At 45.5% G+C, this 1490-nt stretch carries 2 protein-coding genes; both read right to left on the bottom strand.

Features of this window, described 5'->3' with window-relative positions; genetic code table 11:
• Window positions 1–15: 15 nt before the first annotated feature.
• On the bottom strand, window positions 16–978 hold the full coding sequence (locus R7P67_RS24135; RefSeq protein WP_318086232.1) for a DNA polymerase III subunit delta': 963 nt from the start codon (window positions 976–978) through the stop codon (window positions 16–18).
• 24 nt (window positions 979–1002) lie between these two features.
• Window positions 1003–1490, bottom strand: a 488-nt coding sequence (tmk, locus tag R7P67_RS24130) for a dTMP kinase (protein WP_318086231.1), incomplete at its 5' end; no start/stop codon positions are given.

The following is a 1490-nucleotide window of genomic DNA, read 5'->3' as shown; positions in this document are numbered from 1 at the left end:
AATGACAATGAGAATCTACGAACATAATGCCTCTCGTGATTCAATTAACCAATTCATTGATAGTAGCTCAAGGTTCAAACCCGGAAAGGTTTGCATTTGCGCTTTGAGCTCCATGAGTTTCTTTGTTGATGCATACAACCCATCGTAATGATGGGGCTGAAATTTCGCGACACCAGGCAGTATGCCTTCATCTACAACACCAAACTGCGCCTTCTGAGCATCCGTCAATAACAACCATGCCCAGTCCAGCGCTTGGTCTGGATTTTTTGCCATTAACGATGCACATTTGGATACATCAGACGTCGGAGATAACAGTGTTTCAACCAAACAACGTTCGAAAGCCGAATACTCCTCTAGCTCACCATTTTTCAACGATTCAAGCGTTTTTAATGGAGAACCCATATTCAGTTTCAGTGCGAAAGCCGGTACTTGAGACAAGCCTTGCTCCCCAATCCACTGCATAGCTTGATCAGTTGAAGGCGGCGTCACAACCCAATGCTGGCATCGGCTACGAATCGTCGGTAGCAATCTTTCTTGATTATGAGTGACCAGCAAAAACAAACATTTTTCGCCCGGTTCTTCCAGCGTTTTTAATAGCGCATTAGAAGCGGATTCATTCATCGCATCGGCTGGCTCAATCACAAACAAACGGTAACCATTCAGCTGAGAAGATTCATGAGCTAGACGATTGCAAGCGCGAATTTGGTCAACCGTAATCGCCTTGCCTTCTTTCTCTGGCCCAAGCCAGTGCAAATCTGGATGGCTTTGAGATTTCGTCAGTTGACAACTATGGCAGAAACCACAAGCTTCGCTGCGGTAGTTTTGACAAAGAAGTGCATGACTAAAAAACTCAACAAGCTTTTCTACTGCCAAGCCTTTATCACTTTGCAGCAATAAAGCTCCAGGAATTCGATCTGAATCCAACCCAGATTTGAGGTTCTCCCATGCTGGCTTTAGCCAAGGAAAATCATTAAACATGCGTAACCTATATTCGCTTTTTACTTACTGGCGAGACAACCATTCGTTCAAGGCGTCTTGAATATCACGAGACACTTCTTCAATCGATTGTTCTGCATTGATCACAACAATTGACGGATCAGCATTGGCGATTTCCAAGTAACGCTCACGAGTGCGCTCGAAGAAGCTGATATCCATCTTTTCAATACGGTCTAGCTCACCACGACCACGAGCGCGCTCAAGACCGATACGAGGATCGATATCCATATAAACGGTAAATGCGGGCTTAAAGTCACCCAACGTGGTGTCACGAAGGTTTTTCATGAGTGACGCATCAATTTGACGGCCACCACCTTGGTAAGCTTGTGATGACAAGTCATGGCGATCGCCAACAACCCATTGTCCGTTTGCAAGCGCTGGCTTAATCACATTCTCAACCAGTTGAACACGCGCGGCGTACAACAGAAGCAACTCTGTCATGTCTTTCAACTCTTCGCCTTCATGCTCTTCCTTGACTAAAGCGCGCATTTTCT

It is taken from the genome of Vibrio sp. Vb0937 (assembly GCF_033338855.1).
Note: the sequence above shows the minus strand (reverse complement) of the source record. Positions and strands in the feature narration are given on the sequence as shown.